This is a genomic window from Nonomuraea sp. NPDC049637 (assembly GCF_040675235.1).
GTDB lineage: Bacteria > Actinomycetota > Actinomycetes > Streptosporangiales > Streptosporangiaceae > Nonomuraea.
Window position 1 is genome coordinate 1 of record NZ_JBFAOM010000028.1, and the last position, 23,445, is coordinate 23,445.

The 23,445-nt window shown below is 74.0% G+C and carries 18 protein-coding genes and 1 pseudogene; 11 read left to right on the plus strand and 8 right to left on the minus strand.

From position 1 onward, the window contains the following. Positions 1 to 1,861: phosphoketolase family protein (locus AB0J71_RS31890; protein ID WP_364417454.1), on the plus strand; the 1,861-nt coding region annotated here is incomplete at its 5' end. A gap of 134 nt (positions 1,862 to 1,995) precedes the next feature. After that, positions 1,996 to 2,715 carry a universal stress protein gene (locus AB0J71_RS31895; RefSeq protein ID WP_352323733.1) on the plus strand — a complete coding sequence of 240 codons (720 nt, stop codon included), beginning with the start codon at positions 1,996 to 1,998 and terminating at the stop codon, positions 2,713 to 2,715. Positions 2,716 to 2,726: 11 nt separating this feature from the next. Here the strand turns inward: AB0J71_RS31895 and AB0J71_RS31900 are convergent, their stop codons facing one another. Next, positions 2,727 to 3,638 carry a universal stress protein gene (locus AB0J71_RS31900; protein WP_364417456.1) on the minus strand — a complete coding sequence of 304 codons (912 nt, stop codon included), beginning with the start codon at positions 3,636 to 3,638 and terminating at the stop codon, positions 2,727 to 2,729. Positions 3,639 to 3,860: 222 nt separating this feature from the next. On the opposite strand from AB0J71_RS31900, the gene AB0J71_RS31905 reads away from it, so the two are divergent. The 3 genes from AB0J71_RS31905 to AB0J71_RS31915 are packed head-to-tail and all read left to right on the plus strand — an operon-like array spanning position 3,861 to position 6,757. After that, positions 3,861 to 4,700, plus strand: coding sequence for a universal stress protein (locus tag AB0J71_RS31905; RefSeq protein ID WP_352323731.1), 840 nt, complete (start codon positions 3,861 to 3,863; stop codon positions 4,698 to 4,700). A gap of 40 nt (positions 4,701 to 4,740) precedes the next feature. Beyond that, the gene (locus tag AB0J71_RS31910) at positions 4,741 to 5,586 is read left to right on the plus strand and encodes a universal stress protein (protein WP_364417458.1); all 846 of its coding nucleotides are present in this window, start codon (positions 4,741 to 4,743) and stop codon (positions 5,584 to 5,586) included. 46 nt (positions 5,587 to 5,632) lie between these two features. After that, positions 5,633 to 6,757: a M50 family metallopeptidase gene (locus tag AB0J71_RS31915; protein WP_352323729.1), complete on the plus strand. Its 1,125-nt coding sequence runs from the start codon at positions 5,633 to 5,635 to the stop codon at positions 6,755 to 6,757. Between the two features lie 24 nt (positions 6,758 to 6,781). Here AB0J71_RS31915 and AB0J71_RS31920 read toward each other — a convergent pair whose 3' ends face one another. After that, positions 6,782 to 9,688, minus strand: a complete 2,907-nt coding sequence (locus AB0J71_RS31920) for a pyridoxamine 5'-phosphate oxidase family protein (protein WP_364417460.1) — start codon at positions 9,686 to 9,688, stop codon at positions 6,782 to 6,784. Positions 9,689 to 9,815: 127 nt separating this feature from the next. Between AB0J71_RS31920 and pta the strand changes: the two genes are divergently transcribed. After that, positions 9,816 to 11,876 (plus strand): phosphate acetyltransferase, encoded by a 2,061-nt coding sequence (pta, locus tag AB0J71_RS31925; protein WP_364417462.1) that lies wholly within the window; start codon positions 9,816 to 9,818, stop codon positions 11,874 to 11,876. On the opposite strand, the gene AB0J71_RS31930 is transcribed toward pta, so the two are convergent. The 3 genes from AB0J71_RS31930 to AB0J71_RS31940 all read right to left on the minus strand — a co-directional run bounded on the left by AB0J71_RS31930 (position 11,862) and on the right by AB0J71_RS31940 (position 14,140). Next, positions 11,862 to 12,203, minus strand: coding sequence for a TSUP family transporter (locus AB0J71_RS31930; protein WP_364417464.1), 342 nt, complete (start codon positions 12,201 to 12,203; stop codon positions 11,862 to 11,864). The genes pta and AB0J71_RS31930 overlap by 15 nt on opposite strands. Positions 12,204 to 12,338: 135 nt before the next feature. After that, on the minus strand, positions 12,339 to 12,911 hold the full coding sequence (locus AB0J71_RS31935) for a rhodanese-like domain-containing protein (protein ID WP_364417466.1): 573 nt from the start codon (positions 12,909 to 12,911) through the stop codon (positions 12,339 to 12,341). 74 nt (positions 12,912 to 12,985) lie between these two features. Further along, a complete protein-coding gene (locus AB0J71_RS31940; protein WP_364417468.1) occupies positions 12,986 to 14,140 on the minus strand; it encodes an MBL fold metallo-hydrolase in 1,155 nt (384 codons plus the stop codon). A gap of 169 nt (positions 14,141 to 14,309) precedes the next feature. On the opposite strand from AB0J71_RS31940, the gene AB0J71_RS31945 reads away from it, so the two are divergent. The 3 genes from AB0J71_RS31945 (at position 14,310) to AB0J71_RS31955 (ending at position 18,411) form a co-directional block, all read left to right on the plus strand. Continuing rightward, positions 14,310 to 15,572: an MFS transporter gene (locus AB0J71_RS31945; protein ID WP_364417470.1), complete on the plus strand. Its 1,263-nt coding sequence runs from the start codon at positions 14,310 to 14,312 to the stop codon at positions 15,570 to 15,572. A gap of 162 nt (positions 15,573 to 15,734) precedes the next feature. Beyond that, positions 15,735 to 17,606 carry a vWA domain-containing protein gene (locus AB0J71_RS31950; RefSeq protein WP_364417471.1) on the plus strand — a complete coding sequence of 624 codons (1,872 nt, stop codon included), beginning with the start codon at positions 15,735 to 15,737 and terminating at the stop codon, positions 17,604 to 17,606. 55 nt (positions 17,607 to 17,661) lie between these two features. Beyond that, entirely contained in the window at positions 17,662 to 18,411 is a 750-nt protein-coding gene (locus tag AB0J71_RS31955) for a hemerythrin domain-containing protein (protein ID WP_364417473.1), read from the plus strand. A 26-nt stretch (positions 18,412 to 18,437) separates the two neighbouring features. Here AB0J71_RS31955 and AB0J71_RS31960 read toward each other — a convergent pair whose 3' ends face one another. Next, a complete protein-coding gene (locus AB0J71_RS31960; protein WP_364417476.1) occupies positions 18,438 to 19,127 on the minus strand; it encodes an ABC transporter ATP-binding protein in 690 nt (229 codons plus the stop codon). Further along, positions 19,124 to 20,212: an ABC transporter permease gene (locus AB0J71_RS31965; RefSeq protein WP_352323736.1), complete on the minus strand. Its 1,089-nt coding sequence runs from the start codon at positions 20,210 to 20,212 to the stop codon at positions 19,124 to 19,126. Before AB0J71_RS31965 ends, AB0J71_RS31960 begins: the two co-directional genes overlap by 4 nt. Positions 20,213 to 20,360: 148 nt before the next feature. On the opposite strand from AB0J71_RS31965, the gene AB0J71_RS31970 reads away from it, so the two are divergent. Together AB0J71_RS31970 and AB0J71_RS31975 are read left to right on the plus strand one after the other, a co-directional pair. Then, the gene (locus AB0J71_RS31970; RefSeq protein WP_352323719.1) at positions 20,361 to 21,545 is read left to right on the plus strand and encodes a sensor histidine kinase; all 1,185 of its coding nucleotides are present in this window, start codon (positions 20,361 to 20,363) and stop codon (positions 21,543 to 21,545) included. Then, complete coding sequence (locus AB0J71_RS31975) at positions 21,542 to 22,165, plus strand: response regulator transcription factor (RefSeq protein WP_352323735.1); 624 nt, start codon at positions 21,542 to 21,544, stop codon at positions 22,163 to 22,165. The genes AB0J71_RS31970 and AB0J71_RS31975 overlap by 4 nt, the downstream gene beginning before the upstream one ends. A gap of 24 nt (positions 22,166 to 22,189) precedes the next feature. Here AB0J71_RS31975 and AB0J71_RS31980 read toward each other — a convergent pair. Then, positions 22,190 to 23,420: pseudogene (locus AB0J71_RS31980) on the minus strand (alkyl sulfatase dimerization domain-containing protein); the annotation flags it as partial. Between the last annotated feature and the right edge of the window lie 25 nt (positions 23,421 to 23,445).

Genomic DNA, 23,445 nt, shown 5'->3' on the forward strand with positions numbered 1-23,445 from the left:
CGCGTTCGGCGCGGCCTTCGACAACCCGCGCCTGGTGGTGGCCTGCGTCATCGGCGACGGCGAGGCCGAGACCGGCCCGCTGGCCGCGAGCTGGCACTCCAACAAGCTGCTCGACCCCTACCGCGACGGCGTCGTCCTGCCGATCCTGCACCTGAACGGCTACAAGATCGCCAACCCGACCGTCCTGGCCCGCATCCCCGAGCAGGAGCTGCTCAAGCTCATGGAGGGGTACGGCTACCGCCCGCACCTGGTCGGCCCTTCACACGCGGAGATGGCCCGCACCCTCGACACCGTCTTCGACGAGATCGCCGCCTACAAGGAAGGCCGCCTGGAACGCCTCCCCATGATCATCCTGCGCACGCCGAAAGGCTGGACCGGCCCGCGCGAGGTGGACGGCAAACCGGTCGAGGGCACCTGGCGGGCCCACCAGGTGCCGCTGGCCGGGGTCCGGGAGAACCCCGAGCACCTCGCCATGCTGGAGGAGTGGATGCGCTCGTACCGGCCGGAGGAGCTGTTCGACGCCGACGGCCGCCCGGCGCCCGTCCTGCTGGGGACGGTTCCCGAGGGGCCGCTGCGGATGAGCGCGAGCCCGCACGCCAACGGCGGCGAGCTGCTGCGCCCGCTCGCGTTGCCCGACTTCCGCGACCACGCGGTGGAGGTCAAGTCGCCCGCGACCCAGTCCACCGAGCCCACGCGCGTGCTGGGCGCGTTCCTGCGCGACGTGATCAACGCCAACCCGCACACCTTCCGGCTGATGGGTCCCGACGAGACGGCGTCCAACCGGCTGCAGGCCGTCTTCGAGACGACCACGCGGGCCTGGAACGCCGAGGTCGAGCCCACCGACGAGCACCTGGCCCCGGGCGGCCGGGTCATGGAGGTGCTGAGCGAGCACCTGTGCCAGGGCTGGCTGGAGGGCTACCTGCTGACCGGCCGGCACGGCCTGTTCAACTGCTACGAGGCGTTCATCCACATCATCGACGCCATGTTCAACCAGCACGCCAAATGGCTGCAGTCGGCGAAGAGGATCCCGTGGCGGCGGCCCGTCGCCTCGCTCAACTACCTGCTGTCGTCCCACGTGTGGCGGCAGGACCACAACGGCTTCAGCCACCAGGACCCCGGCTTCCTCGACGTGGTCGTCAACAAGAAGGCCGAGGTCGTACGCGTCTACCTGCCGCCGGACGCCAACACCCTGCTGTCCGTCGGCGACCACTGCCTCCGCTCCCGCGACTACGTCAACGTGATCGTCGCGGGCAAGCAGCCGGTGCTGGACCTGTTCACCATGGACGAGGCGGTCGCCCACTGCACCCGCGGCCTCGGCGTCCTGCCCTGGGCGTCCTCGGACGAGGGGGCCGACCCGGACGTGGTGCTGGCCTGCGCGGGCGACGTGCCCACCCTGGAGACGCTGGCCGCCGCGGCCATCCTGCGCGAGCACCTGCCGGAGCTGAAGGTGCGGGTGGTCAACGTGGTGGACCTGATGCGGCTTCAGCCGCCCTCGGAGCACCCGCACGGCATGCCCGACGCCGAGTTCGACACCCTGTTCACCACCGGCAAGCCGATCATCTTCAACTTCCACGGCTACCCCTCGCTCATCCACCGCCTCACCTACCGCCGCACCGGCCATCCCAACATCCACGTGCGGGGCTACAAGGAGGAGGGCACCACGACCACGCCGTTCGACATGGCCATGCTCAACGACATCGACCGCTACCACCTGGTCATCGACGTCATCGACCGCGTCCCCGGGCTCGGCGCCACCCAGGCGCACCTGCGCCAGCGCATGGCCGACGCCCGGCTGGCGGCCCGCGCGCACACCCGCGAGCACGGCGAGGACGCCCCCGCCGTCCGCGACTGGACCTGGTGACGTGCGAAGGACCGCCGGCCCGCGCGGCCGGAAAAGGAGGGCCAAGGTCCCGTCAAGGAGGGCCGCTGCACCAGGGGCGGCCGGCCTCGCGGGACCGAGGCTGAATGCCAGCGACGTCTGAAGGGATCAGGGCCATGGATCGCATCGTGCTCGGCTACGACGGCTCGGACTTCTCCGTCCAGGCCCTGGACTGGGCGCTGGACGAGGCCGAGCTCAGGAACCTGCCGCTGACCGTCGTCCACGCCTGGCAATGGCCGTACGGGGACGCGGACGAGGAGGCCAAGGCCCACCTGCGCAAGGCGGCCGAGCACGTCCTGTGGCACGGCGCCGAGTGCGCCCGCTCCACCAGTTCGGGCGTCCGCGTGGAGACCGACCTGTACGAGGGCCCGGCCGCCCAGCGGCTGGTGGAGCTGTCCGCCGACGCCACGCTCGTGGTGGTCGGCTCGCGGGGGCTGAGCGCGCTGCCCAGGGTGGTGGTCGGTTCGGTGGCCGGGTACGCCGCCGCGCACGCCGAGTGCCCGGTGATCGTCGTACGCGGTCCGGGGCCGCTGCCCAAGGCCACCCGGCCCGGCCCGGTCGTCCTGGCCGAGCGGGAGCCGGACGCGGCGGCCGTCGAGTTCGCGTTCGCCGAGGCGGCCATGCGCGGGCTGCCGCTCGCGGCCTCCGCCGACCTGGGGGAGTGGGCGGCTCGCCGTCCGGAGGTCCAGGTGGAGCAGGGTGAGCCCCGCGAGCGGGCGACGCTGGTCGTGGTCGGCCGGACGCGGGCGGCGCATCTCGGCACCGCGAGCTCCCTTCCGCAGCACGCGCCCTGCCCTGTCGCGGTGGTACCGGCGACCGCCCCCGAGAGCTCCTGAGACCTCCCGGATCACCCGGACGCGGGCGGCAGCCGCGGGTTCGGCACGGCCGCGGGCGTCACCGCGACCGGGCACCCGGACTCCAGCAGGGCGGCCTGCGTCACCGCTCCGAGCAGCAGGCAGGGAGGGGCCTCGTTCCCCCGGTTGCCGAGCACGAGGAGCGTGGCGTCCTTGGAGGCCTCCAGCAGCACGCGCGCGGGGCGTTCGGTCAGGAACTCGGTGACCACCGTCACCTCGGGACGTCTGCGGGCCAGGTGGGAGACGACTTCGCGGAAGCGGTTCTCCGCGCCCTTGCGCAGCGCGTGCGAGTCCACGAAGGGCAGCGGCTCCTGCCAGGACGACGACCCGCAGTCGGTCCAGCAGCACAGGGCCGTCACGGTGCCCTCGCGCAGGGCGGCCTCGTCCAGGGCGAGGTCGAAGGCGGCCAGGCTGGCGGGTGAGCCGTCCAGCCCTGCCACGATCCTGACGTCCTGGCGGGCGGGCGGCCGGAGCGGCGGCCGGACGACCACGACCGGCGTGACGCTGTGCGCGGGCACCTGGACGGCGGCCGACCCCACCTGAAGGCCCTCGAACCCGCCCTGCCCGCGAGATCCGAGCACCGTCAGCTCCGCCTCGCGCGCGGCCTCCAGCAACACCGCCGAGGGGGTGCCCCGGCCCAGGAGCGGCTGCACGTCCAGCTCCGGCGCCAGCTCCCTGGCCCGCCGGACGCCCGCGTCCACGACGCCGAGCGCCACCGGTTCGACGTGCCGCATGATCTCCTGGGCGACGGGCCTGGGGGCGTAGGGCCAGTGCAGGGCATGGCAGACCAGGACGGGCAGCCCGCGCAGGCGCGCGTCGGCGACCGCCCAGTGCAGCGCGTGGCGGCTCTCGGTCGAGTCGTCGTACCCGACGAGCACGGGCCGGCCCGCGTGTGCGTCGATCACTGCCGCCTCCGGGAGCGAGATCTGTCCGGTCACCTGCCGGATGAGCCTGCCCGAGACCGGCGGGACGAGCCCCACAGGCGCGGAGATTCTTGGCCTAGCCTGCTTGCCCGTCACGCTCCGGCGTCCCGAAGTTGGAGGGGAAAGCGGCGACTTTTGGTGGGTTTACGCCCCTTATATCCGTTTTGGCGGGTATGGGGACGTCGAAGGCGCGAAGGAGGCAGGATGCGCGGACGGATCGTGGCCGCGGTGGACGGCTCCGCGTCATCGACCGCCGCGGTGGAATGGGCCGCCGGCGACGCGCAGCGAAGAGGGCTGCCGCTCCGGCTCGTGCACGTGTGCGAACAGTGGGTGCTCGGCGTGGACGGCGCCCGCCACTGCGCCGGCGCGCTGGAGGCCGCCGCCGGCCGGGCCCGCGCGATCGGCGGCGGCGTCGAGGTCACCACCGAGATGCTGGCGGGCAACGTGATCGACGCGCTGATCGTCGAATCGGCCGCGGCCGACAGCCTGGTGCTGGGCAGCAGGGGCATGGGCGGCTTCGCCGGCATGGTGCTGGGGTCGGTGGGCCGGGCGGTGGCCGGGCACGCCTCGGGGACCGTCGTGGTCGTCCGCGGGGTGGTCGCCGTCCGGCACGACCTGGTGGTGGCCGGCGACGACGGCTCGGCGGGGTCGCGGCAGGCCATGGCGTACGCCGTCGAGCAGGCCCGTGCGCGGCGCGCCCGTCTGCACGTGGTCTACGCCTGGCAGGCGCCGGCGGTCTCGCCGTACTGGGCGGCCTACAGCCACCTGCTGGCCGACTCCTTCCAGGAGGAGGCCAGGGCGGCCCGGGCGCGGGTGAACCCGTGCCGGAGCGAGAACCCCGACGTCGAGATCACCGACGAGCAGGTGCGCGGGCACCCGGTGGCTGCGCTCACCGAGGCGGCCGCCGCCGCGGACCTGGTCGTGGTCGGCTCGCGCGGGCGGGGCGGCTTCTCCTCCGCGGTGCTCGGCTCGGTGAGCCACGGCGTGCTGCACCACGCGGCCTGCCCGGTCGCGGTGGTACGGCCGCGTGCGGAGCAGGCATGACGGGACCGGGGGGGTTCGGAGTGCCGGAGGAGGGGGCGTCATGGCCGGTGTGATCGTGGTGGGAGCCGACGGCTCGGCCCCCGGCGCCGCGGCGGTCGGATGGGCCGCCGACGACGCCGCGCGGACCGGCGCGGAGCTGCGGATCGTGCACGCTCTGGACCGGCAGCCGTACGCCGTCACCAGGTTCCCCGACTACGGCCAGGGCAACTACTTGCTGATGGCGGCGGCCAAGGTGCTGGAGGCGGCCGAGGTCACCGCGCGCGCCCGGCAGCCGTCGCTGCGGCTGCACGCCCAGGTCGTCGAGGGGACGCCCGCCGCCGTCCTGCTGGATCAGGCGCGGCAGGCGGACGAGCTGGTCATCGGCAGCCGGGGGCTGGGCGGGTTCGCCGGCGCGCTGCTGGGATCGGTGACCATGCACGTGGCCGGGCACGCCGCCTGTCCCGTGGTGGTGGTGCGCGCCGAGGGCGGCGGACCGGTCGGCGAGATCGGCGTCGGGATCGGCGACTCCGACGTCTGCGAGCCGGCCATCGGCTACGCCTTCGAGCAGGCCAGGCTGCGCGGCGCCCGGCTGCGCCTGATCCGCGCCTGGCGGATCCCCGTGCACGCCTTCGCCCCGGAGATCGCCTACGACGTGGACGAGGTCCGGGCCGCCCAGCACGAGGCGGTCCGCGCCAGGACGGCCGGATGGCGGGAGAGCTGTCCCGAGGTGACGGTCGTGGAGGACGTGCAGAGCGCGCACCCGGTCGAGGCGCTCACCGGGGCGCCCTGCGACCTGATCGTGGTCGGCTCCCACGGGCGGGGCGCGTTCGGCTCGCTGGTGCTCGGCTCGGTCAGCAGGGGGGTGCTGCACCACGCCCGCTGCGCCGTCGCGGTGGTCCGTCCCTAGAGGTCGTCCCTGGTCAGGAGGGTCGAGAAGCATGCAAGCTGGAATTATGAGGCAAACCCTGCGCTTCGGACGGGTGGCGGGGATCCCCGTCGGCGCTCACTGGTCCGCGCTGGCCATCGTCGTGCTCGTGGCGGTGGGTCTGGGCTCCGGGGTCCTGGCGGTCGCCGCCCCGGGCGCGGGCAGGACGGCGTACTGGGTCGCCGGCGCGCTCACGGGGCTGTTGCTCATGGTGTCCCTGCTCGCGCACGAGCTGGCGCACGCGCTGGTGGCCAAGCGGTGCGGCATGGAGGTGGAGTCCGTCACGCTCTGGGCGCTGGGCGGCGTCACCCAGTTCCGCGACGAGGCGCGCACGCCACGGGCCGAAGTGGTGACGGCGGCCGCCGGCCCCGCCGCCAGCCTGCTGCTCGGCGGTCTCGCCCTCGCCGTCACGGCCGTGCTGCCGCCCGGGGTGCCCAGGGCCGCCGTGGCATGGCTGGCCATGATGAACCTGATCCTGGGCGTGTTCAACCTGCTGCCCGGCAGCCCGCTCGACGGCGGGCGGGTGCTGCACGGCCTGATGTGGAGCCGCCACGGCGACCGCGCCCGCGCCGACGCCGGCGCCGCGCGGGCCGGTTACGCGATCGGCATGATGCTGACCTTCATCGGGTTCGTCGTGATCTGGGTGTGGAACCCGCTGGGCGGGATGTGGGTGGTGATCACCGGCTGGTACATCGCGGGCGCGGCCCGCGGCGAGATCATGAGCAGGGCGGCCCGGCGCGGCCTCGGGGGAGTGCTGGTGCGGGACGTCATGACGGCCACACCGGACCTGGCTCCCGCGTGGCTGACCGTGCAGGGGCTGGTCGACGCGGTGGTGCTCGGCTCACACCAGTCCGTCTTCCCCGTCGTGGGGTTCGACGGGGCGCCGCTCGGCGTGGTCTCGCTGGAGACCCTGCTCGCCGTGCCCGCCGAGCGCAGGGGGGACACCCGGGTGGAGACGCTGGTCGCCGCCCAGAAGCCGCCGCGCGCGCTGTCGCCGGACGACGACGCGGCCGCCCTGCTGGAACGTCCGTCGCGGGTCGGCGGCCTGTCGGCGGTGGTCGTCGAGGGCGGCCAGGTCACCGGCATGATCACCGACGCGGACCTGGGCAGGGCGCTGCAACAGGCCCTGCTGCGGCCCGCCGCCCCCGTGTGACGCGGGCCCACGGCGGCGGACGGTTCACAGGCCGTGCACGCGGCGGCCCGTGACCTGGTGCGGCACGACGCGGATGTAGAGATGGCGCTCCCCGCCCGCCCAGGGCGTGACGCCCGCGTCGGCCAGCTTGGCGACCTCGTCCTCGGGCACGTGGTGGGCGGGCCCCTGGATCAGCACGCTCCAGCCCTCCTTGCGCACCTCGTCGATCCGGTCCACCTGGAAGCCGATCACGATGTCCACGCCCTCCAGGCCGGTGCGCAGGTCCTGGTCCATGGGGCCGCCGCGGGACGTGCGGAACAACACGGCGCCCTCGTGCAGCCGGTAGTTGACGGGCAGCACCGTGGGCCCGTGCGAGCCGTTGAACGCGATCCGCCCGATCCCGCCCGGCGCGACCAGGCGCAGGCACTCCTCGGGATCGAGGACCTCCAGGACCGGCTCGTCCGGGCCGGCGCCGGGGCCCGGCGGGCGGTCGCGGCCGCCGCCCAGCAGGTCCTGCGGGGTCGTCTCCAGGGCGGTGGCCAGGCGGGTCACCGTGTTCCTGTCGGGGATGCCGAGGTGGCCCTCCAGGTACGTGACGTACCCGGGGGACATGTCGGCGCGCTCGGCCAGCTGGTCGACGGTGAGGCCCAGCCGGTCGCGGTGGTGGGCCACCCGGCGTCCGAAGTCGCCGCTGTTCGTCATGATCATCTCTCTCTCCGTGAGGACGAGGCCCGCACCGCCCGGCACGGGGACGCCGTCGACCCGCGTGCCGTCGTGGCCGGCCTCGACGGTGATCCGGCGTCCGCGGAACAGGATCGGCGACGAGAGCGTGCCGAGCCGTCCGGGCAGCAGCGGGTCGAGGAACAGGCCGTCGGGCCTCGGCTCCAGGCCCAGGTAGCAGCGTTGCAGCATGTCCACGGTCCCGGCCATCGCGCCCAGGTGCACGCCCTCGGCGGTGGTGCCGCCCTGGACGTCGTACACGTCCCCGACCAGCGCCTCGGCGAAGAACTGCCAGGAGCGCGCCCGGTCGCAGCGCGACAACACCCAGGCGTGCACGACGGCGCTCAGCGTGGAGCCGTGGCTGGTGCGGTCGAGGTAGTAGGCGGTCGTGCGCGGGATCAGGCCGGGGTCGGCCGGGTAGCCGAGCCGGTCGAGGATCGCCAGCAGCTCGTCGGCGCCGAGCAGGTAGAACAGCATCAGCGTGTCGGCCTGCTTGGACGCCTTGTAACGGTTCACGTCGTCGCCGTCGGCCTCCAGGGCGCGGTCGAGGCGGCGGACGCCCGCGTACCGCTCCCAGTCGAGCTCGGCCAGCCCGGCGTACCCGGTGAACTGGCTGATGACGCCGTCGTGGAAGTCGACCCGCATGCGGCGGGTGATGTCCTCCCACCGCGCCGCCTCCCGCGCGCCGGCCACGCCGAGCCGGAGGGCGTGCCGCAGCAGCCACACGGTCATGACGTTGGTGTAGGCGTTGTTGGCCAGGCCCGGCTCGGCGGCGCCGGGGTAGGCGGTGTGGTACTCGTCCGGGCCCATGACGCCGCGGATCTCGTACCGGCCGGAGACGGGGTCGAGCACGGCCAGCGAGGCGAAGAACCGCGCGATGGCGATCAGCAGGTCGGCGCACCACGACGGCATGGAGCCGGTGGCCAGGCGGTACTGCCACACGTTGTAGGCGATGGCGAGGCCGACGTGGCGCTGCAGGTGGGAGACGTCCGGCAGCCAGCGTCCCGAGGCGGGGTTGAGGTGGTAGGTCTGGGTCTCCTCCTGGCCGTCGCTGCCGCTCTGCCAGGGGAACATCGCGCCCTCGTACCCGGCCGACCGGGCGGCCGCGCGGGCCTCGGGCAGGCGGCGCCACCGGTAGCGCAGCAGGCCGCGGGAGATCTCGGGGAAGCGCAGGTTGAGCCAGGGCAGGACGAACAGCTCGTCCCAGAACACGTGCCCCCGGTACGCCTCGCCGTGCAGGCCCCGCGCCGGCACCCCGGCGTCGAGGTCGGCGGTGTGCGGCGACAGGGTCTGGAGCAGGTGGAAGATGTGCAGGTGGACGATCTGCGACAGCTCCGGCCCGTCCACGTTCAGCTCAGCCCGCTCCCACAGCCGCTCCCAGGCCGCGGCGTGCGCCTCCAGCAGCTCGGCGAAGCCCGGGGCCGTGGCCGCCCGCCGCAGCGCGGCCGACAGCGGGTCGTGCACGGCGGGATCGCGCGAGGTCAGCAGCGCGACGACCTTGGTGAACGTCACCGGCGCGCCCTCGGCGAGCGCCAGCACGTGCTCGCTGCCGACGTGATCGGGCTCCAGGGCGGGCGAGCCGGGGGAGGGGGCGTCGGCGCGGGCGGCCAGCGCGACGGTGACGCGGGAGGAGCGGGTGATCGCGGTCAGCCAGGTCAGCCCGTCGCGGTGGCCCGTCGCGTGCTCCGTCAGGTGGTCGCCGCGCAGGTCGCGGTAGCGTGCGACGCCGCTGTTGGTGACGCGCCCGTCCAGCCCGGCGCGGACGCGCAGCGGGCCGGACCAGTTCTCCGCGGTGAAGGTCGTCTCCAGGGCGGCCAGGGCGGGATCGGCCATGGAGACCAGGCGGCGTTGCCGCACCCGGGTGACCCGGCCGAGCGCGTCGCGCCAGCGCAGCTCCCGCCGCAGCACCCCGTGGCGCAGGTCGAGCTCCTGGGTGTAGCCGAGCAGTTCGGCCAGCTCGGGGCTGAACCAGTCCTGGCCGGGCGTGGCGAAGCCGAGCGGCAGCCAGTCGGGCAGGTTGACCAGGTCCTCGTTGACGACCGTCCGGCCGCCCACCTGCGAGGCCAGGCGGTCGTAGCAGCCCGCGTGGTAGGTGCCGGGCGTGCGGATGCGGCCCTCGGGCGTGGCTCCGCGGGTGGCGAAGCGGCCGTTGCCGAGCGTGCACAGCGCCTCGCGCAGCCCGGCCGAGCTCGGCGCGAAGCCCTCGTACGTGAGCGTCCACGGGTTCCCCACGCCGAGGACGCTACCCACCTGCCCTTCCCCCAAGACAGGGACCTTGGTCACCTCCCCCGGGGGCGTACGACACTGATCCGGGCCCGATGGCGTTCCGGACCCGGCGGGGGCGTCGAGAATGAGTGTCATGACACGAGCTGTGTACGTCGCCGCCGGCGAAGCGGGAAGCAACAAGGGGACCGTCGCCCTGGGCCTGGTCGAGCTGCTGTCCCGGCAGGTGGGAAGCGTGGGCGTGTTCCGCCCGGTGGTACGGGCCGGACGCGAGGACGGCCTGGTCAACACCATCCGCAGCCGGTTCCAGCTCGCCCTGCCCTACGAGGCGTGCGCGGGCGTCACGTATGACGAGGTGCACGCCGACGTCGAGCGGGCGGCCGGCGACATCGTGGCCCGCTTCCGCGCGCTGGCCCGGCGCTGTGACGCGGTCGTGGTGGTCGGCACCGACTACACCGACGTGGGCGCGCCGACGGAGTTCGGGTTCAACGCCCGGCTGGCCGCCGACCTGGGCACTCCGGTGATCAACGTGGTGAGCGGCAGGGGCCGGACGGCCGCCCGCACCGCCGCGGCGGTCGAGGTGTCCGCCAGGGAGCTGGCCCACCATCACGCCCGGGAGCTCGCGGTCGTGGTCACCCGATCGACCGGCGGGCCGTTCACGTTCAGCCATGCGACGCCCGTGTTCGTGCTGCCGGAGACCCCTTCGCTGCGCGCGCCGACGGTCGCCGACCTGCTCGACGCCTGCGACGGCCGGTTCTTCCTGGGCGAGCGCGACGGGCTCGGCCGGGAGGCGAGCGCGCTGATGGTGGGCGCGATGTCGCTGCCCGGCATCCTGGAGCGGCTCACCGAGGGCGCGGCGGTGATCATCCCGTCCGACCGGGCCGCCGCGCTGCTGCCCGGCCTGATCGCCGCGCACACCTCGCCGGGCTTCCCGGCCCTGTCGGCGGTCGTGCTCACCGGCGGCACGGAGCTGCCCGGCTCGGTGGAACGGCTGCTGCGCGGCATGGAGATCCCGCTGCCGGTGATCGCCACCGGTCACGACACCTTCGACACCGCGACCCGGCTGTCGGCCGTGGAGGGGCGGTTCACGCCCGAGGCGGGCGGCAAGATCGACGCGGCGCTGCGCCTGTTCGCCGCGCACGTCGACGGCCCGCTGCTGCTGGAACGGCTGGACATCGCCAAGACCGACGTGGTCACGCCGCTGATGTTCGAGTACGAGCTGCTGGACCGGGCCCGCGCCCGGCGCAGGCACATCGTGCTGCCCGAGGGCGAGGAGCCGCGCATCCTGCGCGCGGCCGACATCCTGCTGCGCCGCGACGTGGCCGACCTCACCCTGCTCGGCGACGCCGAACGCATCAGGGTCCAGGCCGCCCAGCTCGGCCTCGACCTGGCCGCGGCCAGGGTGCTCAGCCCGTTCGACCCGGAGCTGCGCGAGCGGTTCGCGCACGCCTACGCCGAGGCGCGGGCGCACCGGGGGATGACCGTCGAGCTGGCCCGCGACACCGTCACCGACGTCTCCTACTTCGGCACGCTCATGGTCCACGCCGGCCTGGCCGACGGCATGGTCTCCGGCGCGACGCACACCACCGCGCACACGATCAGGCCGGCGTTCGAGATCCTGCGGCTGGGGCTGGTCTCCAGCGTGTTCTTCATGTGCCTGGCCGACCGGGTCCTGGTCTACGGCGACTGCGCGGTCAACCCCGACCCCACCGCCGAGCAGCTCGCCGACATCGCGATCGCCTCGGCCGGCACCGCGGCGATGTTCGGCGTCGAGCCCAGGATCGCGATGTTGTCGTACTCGACGGGCACCTCGGGCGCGGGCGCCGAGGTCGACAAGGTGCGCGCCGCCACCGAGCTGGTCCGCGAGCGGCGTCCCGACCTCCAGGTGGAAGGGCCGATCCAGTACGACGCCGCGGTGGACCCGGCCGTGGCGCGGGCCAAGATGCCCGGCAGCCAGGTGGCCGGGCACGCCACCGTCTTCGTGGTGCCCGACCTGAACACCGGCAACAACCTGTACAAGGCCGTCCAGCGCAGCGCGGGGGCGGTCGCGGTCGGGCCGGTGCTGCAGGGGCTGCGCAGGCCGGTCAACGACCTGTCGCGGGGCGCCACCGTGGCCGACATCGTCACCACCGTGGCGGTCACGGCCGCCCAGGTGCGCGACGAACCGGCGTCCTCCGGACCGTCAGCCGGCGCCTGAGGCGCGCCACCGCCGGGCGGCGAGCGCGGCGGCCAGTACGGCCACCAGCCCCGCCCACGTGACCGGATGGCTCCAGACGGCGGCGCCGGCCTGCTGGACGAGCACGAACACGCCCATGACGACGACGAACCAGCCGAACGCCGTGCGCAGCGCGTCCTGCGGGATGCGGCCCGCGAGCCGGCCGCAGGCCAGGCTGCCGACCACCGCGGACGCCGTCACGATCAGGGCGAGACGCCAGTCGATCGCGACGCCCGCCAGGTGCCCGGCGAGCCCGGCGAACGACTTCATCGCGATGACGAGCAGCGAGGTGCCGACCGCCACGCCCATCGGCAGTGGCGATCGCCTCCTTGGTGTCCTGGCCGGCCAGGTAGACCAGGATCGGCACGGTCAGGATCGAGCCGCCGCCGCCCAGCACGCCGAGGCTGACCCCGACGAGCAGCGACGCCGCGACGACCAGCACGGTCACCGGGTGCTCCGCAGGTCGGCGAGCACCGTGCGGAGGTCGGTGCGCGGCCCGCGGTTGTAGGGCAGCCTGGACAGCAGGACGCCCATGGCACAGGAGTTGCTGACGGCCGCGTACGTCAGGCCGGCGCCGATCGCGGTGCCGATGAGGTGCGCGCCGGGCAGGAAGATCCCGGCCAGACCGGTGACCAGCACGACGGACCCGGCCACGAGCCGCACCTGGCGCTCGATGTCCCACCGCTCGGGCCCCCGCTCCAGGGGGGCGCCGGCCGTCTCCCACGCGACGATGCCGCCCTCCAGGACGCGCAGGTTCGGCAGCCCGGCCTCGGCGAGGGCCTGCCCGGCCTGCGCGGCCCGCGCCCCGGAGCGGCAGACGAGCACGACGTCCTCGTCCAGGTGGGTCAGCAGCTCGGCCCGGTGCTCGCGCAGGGTGTTCAGCGGCACGTTGTACGAGCCGGGGATGTGCGCCGTGCGGAACTCGCCCGGGGTGCGCACGTCGAGCAGGCGCGGCGCCCGCCCTTCCTGGACGAGCCGCTGCAGCACGGTGGGGGTGAGGACGGAGGAGGTGTTCATGGATCTTCCTTCACCGATACCCCTGGGGGTATCGAGTCGACATAGGTGTGGGACGGGGAAAGGGGACAGCCCGGTCAGACGCCGGCCGGCTCGGCCGACAGGGCCCACGCGGCGTAGCCGCCGAGCACGTCGGAGACGTCCTGGAAGCCGCGGTGCCGCAGCAGGCTCGCCGCGACCGAGGAGCGGTGACCGCCCGCGCAGTGCAGGACGAGGGGCCGGTCGGCGGGCAGCTCGCCGCTGCGGGCGGGCAGCTCGCTCAGCGGGATGTGCAGCGCGGCGTCGATGAAGCCGTTCGCCTCGCGCTCGCCCGCGGTGCGCACGTCCACGACGACGGGCGGGGCGTCGCCGGCGAGCGCGGCGCGCAGCTGCGCGGCGGTCAGGCGGCTCGCCGGGGCGACCTCGGCGGCCAGCGCCACCAGCGCGTCATCGGGGTTGCGCAGGTAACCCGCGACGCGGTCGAAGCCGATCCGGGCCAGCCGGGTGACGACCTCCTCCTCGCGGTTCTGCGGCGCCATGACGACCAGCTCGGCGGCCGGGTCGAGCACGGTGCCCGCCTGCTCGGCGAAGCGCCCGTCGGCGGGCACGTTCACGCACGCGTAGTTGGTGGCCCGCTGCTCGCCGATGGTCGACCGCTTCTCGGCCGAGAGGTTCTTGCCGCAGGCCGAGCCGGCGCCGTGCGCGGGGAAGACCCGCACCTCGTCGGGCAGCCCCATGAGCTTGTTCTGCACGCTGTCGTACAACATCGCGCCCAGTTCCCCGGGGGTGACGCCGACGGAGGCGAGCAGGTCGGGGCGGCCGACGTCGCCGATGAACAGCGCGTCGCCGGTCAGCACCCCGTACGGGACCGGGTCCTCGGCGTGCTCGTAGACCAGGACGCTGATCGACTCCGGGGTGTGGCCGGGCGTCTCCATGATCTCCAGGGTGACGTCGCCGAGGGAGACGCGCTCGCCGTCGCCGAGCTTGCGGATGGGGTACTCGGTCTCGGCGCGCCGGCCGTAGCCGATCCAGGCGCCGGTGTCGTCGGCCAGCTCCAGGTGGCCGGCGACGAAGTCGGCGTGGAAGTGGGTGTTGACGACGCCGACGACGGTGAGGCCGTGCGCGCGGGCGTCGGCCAGGTACTCGGAGACGTCCCGCCGGGGGTCGACGACCACCGCGTGGCCGGTGCCCTCGTCGGCGATCATGTACGACGCCTGCGAGAGGCAGTCCAGGTAGTACTGGGTGAAGAACACGACGATCCCTTCCTGGGAATACCCCCTGGGGTATGACCTACCCGACAGTAGGTTCTTCTCGAAGGGGATGTCAAATACCCCCGGTGGTATTGCCAACCATACCTGGGGGGGTATGGTGACCAGGACATATCCACCCTCAAGTCGTCCCAGGCGCGAAGGGCCCTCCGCCGTGCAGAACATCCCCGCGCCCGCCCCGGCCGGCCGGCCGCCCGTACGCCTCGGGCTCCGGGCGAACGCCCTCCAGTTCTCCCTGCTGGTCGTCGTCAACGTCGCCGTCGGCGGCCTGGTGGGCCTCGAACGCACCACCGTGCCGCTCATCGGCACCCACGTCTTCGGCCTGACCAGCGACCTCGCCGTCTTCTCCTTCATCGTCGCCTTCGGGCTCACCAAGGCGGTCACCAACCTGGCCGCCGGAGCCCTGACGGACCGGTTCCGCCGCAAGCAGCTCCTGGTCGCCGGGTGGCTGATCGGGATCCCCGTCCCGTTCGTCCTGGCCTGGGCGCCCTCCTGGGGGTGGATCGTGGCCGCGAACGTCCTGCTCGGCCTCAACCAGGGGCTGACCTGGTCGATGACCGTCAACATGAAGATCGACCTGGTCGGGCCCGCCCGGCGGGGGCTGGCCACCGGCCTCAACGAGGCCGCCGGGTACACCGCCGTCGGCGCCACCGCCCTGCTCACCGGCTACCTCGCCACCCGGCACGGCCTGCGGCCCGTCCCCGAGCTCGTCGGCGTCGTCTTCGTCGCGGCCGGGCTGGCCCTGGCCCTGCTCGTCCGCGACACCGCGGCCCACGTGGCCCTCGAACTCGACGGGCACCCCCGGCCCGCCGCCGGGAACATCGGCCCGGCGGCCGCGTTCGCCCGCACGTCCTGGCGCGACCGCTCGCTGCGCGGCGTCAGCCAGGCCGGCCTGGTCAACAACCTCAACGACGGCCTCACCTGGGGCGTCTTCCCTCTCCTGTTCACCGACCACGGCCTGGGCCTGGCCGCCGTCGGCCTGATCAAGGGCCTGTACCCGCTGCTGTGGGGCGTCGGCCAGATCCCCGCCGGGCACCTCGCCGACCGCCTCGGCCGCAAACCCCTCATCGTCACCGGCATGCTCGTCCAGGCCGGCGGTCTCCTCCTGGCCGTCGCGCCGCTGGGCGACGCCCTGCTCGCCGGGGTCCTGTCCGCCGTCGTCCTCGGGCTCGGCACCGCCATGGTCTATCCCGCCCTCATCGCCTCGGTCTCCGACCACGCCCACCCCTCCTGGCGGGCCAACGCCCTGGGCGCCTACCGCTTCTGGCGCGACGTCGGCTACGCGGCGGGAGCCCTGGTCGCCGGGGTGCTCGCCGACGTGCTCGGCCTCGGCGCGACGGTCGTCGCGGGCGCCGTCCTCACCGCCGTCTCCGGCCTGCTCGCCGCCCGCTGGATCACCGGCCGTACGGAGGGCTGACGGCGGGCCCGTCCCAGGTCAAGCGCGTTCCAAGCTGTGGTCGGCATTGATCGCGCGGCCGGGGACGGCGGAAGCCCCCGTTGATCCACTGCTGGTTACAGTCCGTAGGGATCGGCTGGTTCAGGGGGGAAGATGAAGAGTGTTCGCATAGTCGCCGGCAGGATGGCGAAAGTGTTGTGCGCCGGGCTGCTCGCGGTCCCGTCGTCCCCGCTGGTCGTGCCCGATCCGTCGCCGGACACGTCGGTCGTGACGGTGCGGACCGGCGGCGACCGCACCGGCGACACCACCGTGGGGCCGCTGGCCGGGGTCGAGCTCGGCCTGTTCGCCGCGCCCGACGCCGCCCTCCCGGTCGACGCCGACTGGGGCGTGTGCGTGTCGGACGGCGACGGCGACTGCAGCTTCGTCGTGCCCGGCACCGAGCCGGGCGGCGACAACGCCGGCGCCCGCTTCTACGTCAAGCAGCTCTCCGCCCCGGCCGGCTGGTACACCAACCCCGAGCTGCGCACCGGCCGCGGCAGCGGGTCGAACTCCGTCGCCACGCCGTACGTCTTCCAGACCCCCGCGCTGGAGAGCGGCACCACGTACTCCTCGACCAGCGACTTCATGATCAACAACACCCGCGGGGACGCCACCGCCTCGACCGGGATCTGGCAGCAGTCACGGGTCAACCCCCTGCCCGACCTCACCTGCGGCCTCGACGTCGCGCTGCTGCTGGACCTGTCGGCCTCGGTGGGCAGCGCGCTGCCCGACCTGAAGGCGGCCGCCGACACCTTCACCGACGCGCTGACCGGCACCCCGTCGCGGATGGCGCTGTTCACCTTCGACCGCAACTCGCCCAGCGCCGGCACCACGAACAACCCCGAGCTCATGCCGGTGTCCACCGAGGCGGGCGCCGAGGCGTTCAAGAGCCAGTACGCCGACTGGCAGCTCGGCAGCGGCACCAACTGGGACCGCGGCCTGTGGGCGGTCGCCGAGGCCGCGCCGCGCTACGACCTGCTGGTGGTGCTCACCGACGGCAACCCCACCTACTACGACACGTTGCTCGGCGACGGCAGCAACACCCGCATCGCCGAGGTGGAGGCCGGAATCTTCTCCGCCAACGCGGTCAAGGCCGAGGGCACCCGCGTGCTGGCCGTCGGCGTCGGCAACGGCGTGACCGGCCTGACCGCGCTCAACCTGCGCGCCATCTCGGGCACCACCGCCTTCGACGGCTCCAACGCGGCCGCCGCCGACTACTTCCAGACCAGCGACTACGCCGCCGCCGGGCAGGCGCTGCGGGAGATCGTCCGCGCCCAGTGCGAAGGGTCGCTGTCGGTGATCAAGCAGCTCGTCCCGTCCGGCAACACCGGTGAGGACGTCACCGGCGCCACCCCGGCCGGCCCCGGCTGGGACTTCACCGCCGAGACCGGCACGCCGGGCATCGGCGGGCTGCCCGCCACCGAGTCGACGACCGGCGACGGCACGGGATCGGTCAACTTCGACCTCACCTTCAGCCAGACCGCGTCGGCCGACGTCACCGTCACCGAGGCCCAGCACCCCGGCCACACCCTGGTCACCCAGGACGGGCGCAACGCCGTCTGCCGCCTGATCGACACCGGCGTCGAGGTGCCGGTGAGCAACAGCGGCGGCCTCGGCTTCACGGTCGAGGTGCCCAGCGACGCGGCCGTCAGCTGCACCGTCTACAACCGCCCGCCCGCGCCGACCCCGACCCCGACGCCCACTCCGACGCCCACACCGACCCCGACGCCTACTCCGACACCTACTCCGACACCGACGGTGACCCCGACGGTCACCCCGACGCCCACGGTCCCGCCGACGGTCACCCCGACGCCCACGCCGACCCCGACGCCGAAGCCCACGCCCACGCCGAAGCCCACGCCGACCCCTCCGGGGCACTGCCACGAGGGACATCCGTACTGGGACCACTGCGAGGAGCACCCGGGCTGGCACGACGTCTGCCACAAATCGGCCTTCGCCTGCCCGCGCCCGCCGGAGTGGCCCCACCCCGACGAGGCATGGAACGAGGAGTGGTAGCCGGCCGCCCGGCGGGCGGCACGCGGGAGGGGCGACTCGGGAACGGGAACGGACGATGAAGGACGAAGCAGGCAGCGGGCCGGCGGGCGTGCGCCGTCGCCAGATGCTGGCCATGCCCGTCGCCCTGGCCTGCGGCTCGGCGCTGCTGACCGGCTGCGACACCGCGCAGCCCGCCCGCAGCGCCGCGACGGCCGGCCCCGCCCGCGGCCCGGAACAGGCCGGGGAGGCGCCGGTCACGCCGCCGGAGGACCTCATGCGCGAGCACGGCGTCCTCAAGCGCGTGCTGCTGGTCTACCGGGAGGGCGTCCGGCGGATCGGCGCCGGGGAGCGGGTGCCCGCAGGCCCCCTGCACGCCGGCGCCGGGATCATCCGCACGTTCGTCGAGGACTACCACGAGCGGCTCGAAGAGCGTTACGTCTTCCCGCGCCTGGTCGGGGCGGGCAGGCTCACCGACGTCGTGCCCGTGCTGATCCGGCAGCACCGGCGCGGACGCGTCCTGACCGGCCGCATCCTGGACGCCACCGCGCGGCCCGTCCCTCAGAGCGCCCGCCGTGGGCTGGCCGCCGACCTGGCCGCCTTCGTCCGCATGTACGAGCCGCACGAGGCCCGCGAGGACACCGTGGTCTTTCCCGCCATGCGGGCCGTCATCCCGCCCAAGGAGTTCGCCGACCTGGCCGAGACGTTCGAGGACGAGGAGCACCGCCGGTTCGGCGCGGCCGGCTTCACCGGCGTGGTCGCGCAGGTGGCCGACGTCGAGAAGGCGCTCGGCATCTACGACCTCGACCAGTTCACCCCCCGCGGCTGACTCCGGCCCGTGGTCGCGGCGCGCGGTCAGGCGACCCGGGTGGCGGCGCGGTCGGTGAGCCTGCCGTCGTCCATGGTCAGGACGGTGTCCACCTGGTCCAGGGTGGCCAGGTCGTGCGTGACCATGACGGTGGCCAGGTCGTTCTTCCTGGTGAGGTCGGCCAGCAGGGCGACGATCCGCTCGCCCCGGCGGTGGTCGAGCGCGCTGGTGGGCTCGTCCACCAGCAGCACCTCGGGGGAGTTCATCAGGGCGCGGGCGATGTTGACGCGCTGGCGCTCGCCGCCGGACAGCTGGTGCGGGCGTTTGTGCTCCTTGCCGCCCAGATCGACGGCCAGCAGCAGTTCCCGCGCCCGCGGGCCGGCCGCGCGCGGGGACTCGCCGGCCAGGTGCGCCATCACCAGCAGCTGGTCCAGCGCGGTGAGCGAGGGCAGCAGGTTGGCCTGCTGGAACACGATGCCGACGTGGTCGCGGCGGACCCTGGTGCGGGCCGCCTGGCCGGCTCCGGAGACGTCCTGCCCGGCGATGATCACGCTGCCCGCGGCGGGCGTGATCAGGGTGGCGGCGACGGCGAGCAGGCTCGACTTGCCCGAGCCGGACGGGCCGACCACCGCGGCGAACTCGCCCGCCGCGACGGCCAGGCTGACGTGGTCGAGCGCGGTCAGCGTGCGGTCGCCGTCGGGATAGGTCAGGACGATGTCGGTCAGCTCGAGTGTCATCGGGAGGCTCCCAGGGCGGTCAGCGGGTCGACAGAGGTGATCTTGCGGATGGCCAGCGCGGCCCCGGCGGCTCCGAGGACGATGAGCACGGCCACCGGCGCCACGGTGGTGGCCGCCGACAACACGAACGGCACCGTGCCCTCGGCCAGCGCGCCGAGGCCCGCGCCGAGCAGACCGCCCGCGCCCGCGCCGCCCAGCAGCACGATGACCGCCTGGGCGAGCGCGTCCCGCAGCAGGTAGCCCGAGCTCGCGCCCAGGGCCTTCAGCACGGCGACGTCGCCGCGCCGCTGGATCGTCCAGACGGTGAAGAAGGCCCCGATGACCAGGGCCGAGATCGCGAACAGGAACCCGCGCATGAGCTGCAGCGATCCGTTCTCGGAGGAGAACGAGCCGATCGCGGCGGGCGCCTGCGACAGCGGGACCGTCGTGGTGCCGAGCCGCGCGTCGGCCGCGGCCAGGCCGGCCGTGCCGCCGGAGGGCAGCCCGGCGCCGCCGGCGGGCAGCGCCAGGACGGTCGCCACGCTGTCGGCGCCGGCCTGGCGGCCCATCTGCTCCCAGTCGCCGATGCCGAGCCAGACGACGGGCGTGTGGCTGTAGGACGCCTGGCCGCCGACCCCGGAGACGGTGAAGTCCCGGCCCGCGATCCGCACCGTGTCCCCGGCGCCCACCCCGGTGTCGGCGGCGAGCGCCGCGGAGAGGACGACCTTCCCGTCGTCCACCGGCCGCCCCTGGGCGAGGACGCCGCCCGGCTGGACGCCGAAGAGCGCCACCCCCGCGCTCCCGTCGTCGCCGTAGCCGAGCCTCGACATGGACACGCCCAGCCGCTCGGCGGCGTCGCCGGTCGCCCGCCGCCACTCCTGCCAGGTCCGGTCGCTGACGCGGCTGTCGGCGAAGGACGGTTTCCCGCCGCCGGCGAAGACGAGGTGCCCGGCGGGCAGGCCCTCCACGGCCGAGATGTTCTCCCGCGCCAGCCCGGCGGTCAGGCCGGACAACATGGTCACCAGGAGGGTGATGAGGAAGACGACGGCGCCCATGAGAGCGAACCGTCCCTTCGCGAAGCGCAGGTCTCTGAGCGCCACGAACACGGCGCGTCCCCCGTTGCGGTTGAAGGTCACGTTGACGTCCTCCAGCGTGCGCGCCGCCGGACCGGCCGGGCATCGTGCATGCGGTCCGCCCGTAATACTTCTTTCGGACGATTTGTGGCGCAGGGCCGTCGCATACGCTTGGTGAGAGATGTCTGACTATCCGTTCCCGCCTGCCCTCCGCCTGCTGCGCTGGACCGTGCACGGCACGTTCGCGACCCTCCTGGCGATCGCGCTGGCCGGCGTCGCCGGGACCGGACGGCTCGCGCCGACGCTGGGCGGAGCGCTCCTCGGCGCCCTCTACGCGGCGGGCATCACGATCGAGGCGCGGCTGCCGCACTTCGGCGGGCCGACGCACCTGCTGCTGGGCCGGATCTGGCTGGTGCTGACCACGGCCGGGTGGGCGCTGCTCGCCCTGGCCGCGCCGCAGTTCGTCTGGCTGGCCTTCCCGCTCTTCTTCGCCTACCTGCACCTGCTGCCCCTGGCGGTCGCGCTGCCGGGCGTGGCGGCGCTGACCGTCGCGGCCGTGCTGGCCGCCGCCTGGCACGAGGGCCGGCTGACCGCCGCCCTGGTCATCGGCCCGACGATCGGGGCGGCGGTGGCCACCCTGATGGCGATGGTCTACAAAGCGCTGCACGCCGAGAGCGAGCAGCGCCGCCTGCTGATCGACGACCTGGTCCGCACGCGGGGGAGACTGCTCCAGGCGGAGGGCGACGCCGTCCGGCTGGCCGAGCGGGAACGCCTGGCCAGAGAGATCCACGACACCCTGGCACAGGGCATGTCCAGCATCATCCTGCTCCTGCGGGCGGCCCGGCGGGACCTGGCCGACGACCTCCCGGCCGCCGAGCGCCGCATCGCCGAGGCGGCGGACGCGGCCAAGGAGAACCTGGAGGAGGCCAGGAACTTCGTCCGCGGCCTGGCCCCCGCGGCGCTGCGGCACTCGTCGCTGGCCGCCGCGCTGCGCAGGGCCGGCGACTCCGCCGTGGCGGGCACGCCCATCCAGGCGCGCTTCGAGGTGTCCGGCACCCCGGCGCCGCTGCCCGCCGACTACGACGCGACGCTGCTCCGCGTCGCCCAGGGCGCCCTGGGCAACGTCAGCCGCCACTCCGGCGCCGCCCACGCCGGGGTGACCCTCACCTACCTGGACGACGTGGTCATGCTGGACGTCTACGACGACGGCCGGGGGTTCGACCCCGGACGTTCGGCCGGCTTCGGCCTGCGCGCGATGCGCGAACGGGTGAGCGCCCTGGGCGGCAGCCTCACCGTGGAGTCGGCCCCCGGCGAAGGCACGGCCGTCGTCGCGACCCTGCCGCTGCCGCCGCTGGAGGGGCCGTGATCCGGATCGTCCTGGTGGACGACCATCCCGTGGTCCGCTCCGGCCTGCGCGCCATGCTCGCCGGGCAGCCCGACTTCGACCTGGTCGGCGAGGCCGCCACCGGGCAGGAGGGCGTGCGGCTGGCCGCCGCGCTCGCCCCCGACGTCGTGCTGATGGACCTGCAACTGGGGACGGGCATGCACGGCAGCGAGGCGACCCGCCGGATCGTGGCCCTGGACGGTCCCCGCGTCCTGGTGCTCACGACGTTCGACACCGACGCCGACATCGTGGCCGCCATCGAGTCCGGCGCGACCGGCTACCTGCTCAAGGACGCCCCGTCGGAGGACTTGCACGCCGCCGTCCGGTCGGCCGCCGCGGGAGCCAGCGCCCTGGCACCGAGCGTGGCCGCCCGCCTGCTGGGCCGGGTCAGGGCCCCCGACGCCACGCTCAGCCCGCGCGAGCTGGAGGTGCTCGGGCACGTCGCCGCCGGTCTGTCGAACCGGCAGATCAGCAAGGCGATGTTCCTCAGCGAGACCACGGTCAAGACCCACCTGGCGCACATCTACACCAAGCTGGACGTGGACTCCCGCACGGCGGCCGTCGCGGCGGCCTCGAAGCGGGGCCTCATCCGTTCGCCGTGAGCTCAGGCGGTGACGATGGCGAAGTCCGTTGGACATCGTGGTCCGGTGGCGTTCGTCCAGGTCGGTGAGGTGCCAGTCGATGGCGAAGCGCTCGTTCCAGGCGCCCGGGCCGTTCACCCGGATGGCCAGGGAGTCGAAGATCTGCTCGCTGGACAGCGCGGCGAGCACGTCCGGCGAGGTGGTGTCGGTGGCGCCGGGGGAGGGGCCGTCCTTCAGCTCGGCCGCGCCGGTGAGGTAGAAGTTGCGCCAGGTCGCCCTCCTCGACGTAGCGGCCGGCCAGGGCCACCACGGCCGAGGTGCCGCCGAACGACTCGACGTAGCGGCGGGCCAGCTCGACGGGCGGGTGTTCCCACAGGTGGGCGGGGTTGCCGTCGAACCAGCCGAGGTAGCGCTGGTAGACGGCCTTGACGTTGTGGCTGACCGAGCCGTAGTAGCCGTGGGTGTGCCAGACCTGCTCCAGCGCGGGCGGCACCTGCATGACCTCGGCGATCTCGGGGCCGGTCAGGCCCTGGTTGAGCAGGCGGAGGGTCTGGTCGTGCAGGTAGGCGTACAGGTCGCGCTGCTGGGACAGGAAGGTGACGATGTCGTCCCGGCCCCAGGTGGGCCAGTGGTGGGAGGCGAAGGCGACGTCGGCCCGGTCGGCGAAGAGCTCGACGGCCTCGGTCAGGTAGCGGGCCCACACCCGGGCGTCGCGGACCACCGCGCCGCGCAGGGTGAGCACGTTGTGCAGGTTGTGCGTGGCGTTCTCGGCCAGGCACAGGGCGCGGTGGTCGGGGAAGAGGAAGTTCATCTCGGCGGGGGTCTCGGCGCCCGGCGTGAGCTGGAAGACGACGCGCACGCCGCCGAAGTGGTCGACGTGGCTGTGGGTGTAGACGACCCCGGTGACCGGCCGGTCGCCGCGATGGCCGCGGTAGAGCCCGAGCGCGGCGGCGGCGCACTCGGCGGAGACCAGCGGGTCGATGACGACGACGCCGGTGTCGCCCTCGACCAGGGTCATGTTCGACAGGTCCAGGCCGCGCACCTGGTAGATGCCGTCGGTCACCTCGTACAGGCCCTGCCGGGCGCACAGTTGCGCCTGCCGCCACAGGCTCGGATGGGCGGTCGGCGGGCAGTCGCCGGCCAGGAAGTCGTAGACGTCGTTGTCCCAGACGACCTCGCCCCCGGACGTCCTGACCACGCCGGGGGTCAGCCTGGCGACGAAGCCGCGATCGGCCTGCTCGAAGTCCGCCCGGTCCTGGAAGGGAAGGTCTGCCATGTGAGCGTCCTGCCCTCGGCAGTCT

Coding starts and splice junctions, on each gene's coding strand:
- AB0J71_RS31895 (WP_352323733.1), top strand. CDS start 1,996: ATGGATCGCATCGTGCTCGGCTACGACGGCTCGGACTTCTCCGTCCAG.
- AB0J71_RS31905 (WP_352323731.1), top strand. CDS start 3,861: ATGCGCGGACGGATCGTGGCCGCGGTGGACGGCTCCGCGTCATCGACC.
- AB0J71_RS31910 (WP_364417458.1), top strand. CDS start 4,741: ATGGCCGGTGTGATCGTGGTGGGAGCCGACGGCTCGGCCCCCGGCGCC.
- AB0J71_RS31915 (WP_352323729.1), top strand. CDS start 5,633: ATGAGGCAAACCCTGCGCTTCGGACGGGTGGCGGGGATCCCCGTCGGC.
- pta (WP_364417462.1), top strand. CDS start 9,816: ATGACACGAGCTGTGTACGTCGCCGCCGGCGAAGCGGGAAGCAACAAG.
- AB0J71_RS31930 (WP_364417464.1), bottom strand. CDS start 12,203: ATGGGCGTGGCGGTCGGCACCTCGCTGCTCGTCATCGCGATGAAGTCG.
- AB0J71_RS31935 (WP_364417466.1), bottom strand. CDS start 12,911: ATGAACACCTCCTCCGTCCTCACCCCCACCGTGCTGCAGCGGCTCGTC.
- AB0J71_RS31950 (WP_364417471.1), top strand. CDS start 15,735: ATGGCGAAAGTGTTGTGCGCCGGGCTGCTCGCGGTCCCGTCGTCCCCG.
- AB0J71_RS31955 (WP_364417473.1), top strand. CDS start 17,662: ATGAAGGACGAAGCAGGCAGCGGGCCGGCGGGCGTGCGCCGTCGCCAG.
- AB0J71_RS31960 (WP_364417476.1), bottom strand. CDS start 19,127: ATGACACTCGAGCTGACCGACATCGTCCTGACCTATCCCGACGGCGAC.
- AB0J71_RS31970 (WP_352323719.1), top strand. CDS start 20,361: ATGTCTGACTATCCGTTCCCGCCTGCCCTCCGCCTGCTGCGCTGGACC.